Origin of the sequence: Sulfuricurvum sp. MLSB, from assembly GCF_000747095.1 — a bacterium.
Classification (GTDB): Bacteria; Campylobacterota; Campylobacteria; order Campylobacterales; family Sulfurimonadaceae; genus Sulfuricurvum.
The window spans coordinates 1-3,125 of the sequence record NZ_JQGL01000103.1; the positions used below are offsets into that span (position 1 = coordinate 1).

The 3,125-nt window shown below is 49.9% G+C and carries 2 protein-coding genes; both read left to right on the top strand.

The genetic code is table 11. The features are described 5' to 3' along the window. On the top strand, positions 1 to 1,260 hold a 1,260-nt coding region (locus JU82_RS07475), incomplete at its 5' end, for an HD domain-containing protein (RefSeq protein ID WP_037948852.1). 3 nt (positions 1,261 to 1,263) lie between these two features. Beyond that, positions 1,264 to 3,078 (top strand): glutamine--fructose-6-phosphate transaminase (isomerizing), encoded by a 1,815-nt coding sequence (glmS, locus tag JU82_RS07480; protein ID WP_037948855.1) that lies wholly within the window; start codon positions 1,264 to 1,266, stop codon positions 3,076 to 3,078. The last annotated feature ends 47 nt before the right edge of the window (positions 3,079 to 3,125 follow it).

The following is a 3,125-nucleotide window of genomic DNA, read 5'->3' on the forward strand; positions in this document are numbered from 1 at the left end:
TTGAAACTCTTCTATGACGCGGGCATTTTGCATCAACTTATCGGCGCCTTTAAAAAAGTACTCCATTTGCCCCAGTTCGACGGGTATCATCACTACCCCGTGGATTTGCATTCGATCAAATGCATCGAAGCACTCGAAAACATTCACGACCCGCATGTCAAAGCGCTTTATACCCCTCTCAGCGCTGCGGACAAGTTACTGCTCAAAGCGGTGATTTTACTGCACGACACCGGGAAAGGACGCAAGCAAGACCACAGTGAAGTGGGAACCAAACTGATCTTGCCGTTCATTAAAAATCTCAAACTCCCCGCGCACCAATACGACAGAGCCGCATTGCTTGTGCGCCACCATGTGACTATGAGCAATGTAGCGTATCGGGAAAATTTGTACCATGAAAAGACCCTCTATCAATTCATGTCCAAAATCAAAACACCCGAAAATCTGACGCTGCTTTATATCCTTACTTATGCCGACATCAACGGCGTCGGTCCGGGGACCTATACGAGTTTCGGGGCTAATCTCCTGCATGAACTTTACGAAGCATCGTTGGAAATCGCGTCTCAAAACGACCGAATCGGCGATGCACTCAAACGGCAAAATAAAGAGAAAAAGCTGATCAACGACTCCGAATTTTCAGCACTTTCCAAAATCGAGCAGAAAAAAATCCTCTCAATCGAATCGGATCTTTTCTTCTTCAAACACACCCCTCACGAAATCGTTGCGATTTCACAACAGGCATTCGGCTGCCAGAATTTCACCTACGCTCTGGCCGTCGAAGCGGGCCTTGTCATTCATATTTTCCGAAAAATCCCCCTGAACCTGGGATACCTGCTGGGAAAACTGAGCTATCTCGATGTCGCGTCGATGGATATTTTCACCCTCTTCGACGGGATTAAATATTTCAAAATCGAATTTTTGCAACGCCCGAAAGAGGGGACGCTGGAGCAAATCGAGCTGATCATCGACGAGGCGTTCGACATGTCCAAAAAGCTCGACCTCCCCAAACCCATTATCAAACCGGGGGATATCACCCTTGAATGCGACCATTCGATCCATTACGCACAGCTCAATCTCACCACAGCCAACCAGCGGGGACTGCTGGCGTATTTCGTCCAGCTTTTCGATGAAGCGCACATCAATATCGCCACTGCAAAAATCCATACGAACAAAAACGTGGCACGCGACCACTTCTTAATAGAAAAACAAAACAGGATGTGCGATAATGCGCGCGAAATAATTGCCAAATTGGTAGGAGAGTAGTGTATGTGCGGTATCGTAGGATATATTGGGGCTAAACCGGTTAAACAGATCTTGATCGACGGGCTTCGCGAACTGGAATACCGCGGATACGACTCCGCCGGGATTGCCGTGCTTCAAGAGGGCGGGTTTTCCCTCTTTAAAGCGGTGGGCAAACTGGTCAATCTCGAAGAAAAAGCCAAAGATTTCGAAAGTCACGGCTTTTCCGTCGGCATCGGCCACACCCGCTGGGCAACACACGGAAAACCGACCGAACTCAATGCACACCCTCACTTGGGACAGAATTCCTACGTCGTCCACAACGGTATCATCGAAAACTATCAGGAACTTAAAGCGATGCTGAGCGCCGAGGGTGCACAGTTTCTCAGCCAGACCGATACCGAAGTCATCGTCCATCTGTTCGAACACCAACTCAAAACGGCTTCTTCTGCGTTTGATGCGTTCAAACAAACACTGGCTAAACTCGAAGGAGCTTATGCGGTACTTCTCGTTAACGGCTCGGTGCCCGACACCATCTTTTTTGCCAAACACGGCTCGCCCATGATCATCGGACGAAACAGTGAAAATGACGTCCTTTTCGGATCTTCCGATGCCGCACTTATCGGCAAATGCCATGAAGTCATCTACCTTGAAGACGGCCATTACGGCTATGCTTCGCCTGGAAAAACCGCCCTTTTCGATGCCAAAAACCATGAAGTTTCTCTTCGTTTTGTCCCTCTGAGCGACAACAAAATTTCGGCGCAGAAAGAAGGATACCGTTTCTTTATGGAAAAAGAGATCTATGAGCAAAGCACGGTCCTCGCCGACACGCTCATGGGACGCCTGAGAGATGAAAGCGTGTATTTCGAAGAGATCGACAATACCCTCTTTGAGGGAATCAACGAGATCAAGCTTTGCGCCTGCGGTACCAGCTATCATGCCGCCATGGTGGCGAGCTATCTGTTGGAACGCCATGCCAAGATCCGAACCTCCGTCGAAATCGCCAGCGAATTCCGCTACCGCGAGCCGTTCCTCACCCCGGATACCCTTTTCGTCGTCATCAGCCAAAGCGGTGAAACAGCCGATACGTTAGAGAGCCTCAAAATGGCAAAACAGGCGGGGCTGAAAACCATGGTTATCTGCAACGTCGACAACTCCTCGATGGTACGGCTTGCCGACGCGAGCATCCTGACCCGCGCGGGAATCGAAAAAGGGGTCGCCTCGACCAAAGCATTCGCGACGCAAGTCAGCGTTTTGTGGATGATCAGCCTTTATCTGGCCGAAACGCGCAATACCCTATCAAAGACGGAGATTAAACGACAGGTTCAACTGCTGCGCACCCTCCCCTCTACCGTCGCCGTCGATTCGGCGATGCACGAGCAGTTGCGACGCCTCAGCAAACGCTATCTTCACGGACACGGTTTCTTTTTCATCGGACGGGATGTTTTCTATCCTCTGGCCATGGAAGGAGCGCTCAAACTCAAAGAGATCAGCTATCTGCATGCCGAGGGGTATCCGAGCGGCGAGATGAAGCACGGCCCTATCGCCTTGGCCGATCCTGAACTGTTTACGATCGCCCTGCTGCCGCAGCACAAGCTCTACGATAAGACCAAAAGCAACATTGAAGAGCTGAGCGCGCGAGATTCGACAATCTGCTCGATCAGTCCGCTCGATTTCGATAAAGCCGACGATCATATCCGCACCAAGCCGCATGAGGACTACATGCTCGAATTTTTCGAAATGATGGTCGTTCTGCAACTGCTGTCGATGGAGATCGCAATCCGTCTGGGCAACGATGTCGACATGCCCCGCAATCTGGCAAAAAGCGTTACGGTTGAATAAACCGTAATGTTCCTTCTACTTTCAAAATAATTTAAAATAATTTTAGC

Bases quoted from the DNA above. Each gene is read 5' to 3' on its own strand.
- glmS (WP_037948855.1), top strand. From the start codon at position 1,264: ATGTGCGGTATCGTAGGATATATTGGGGCTAAACCGGTTAAACAGATC.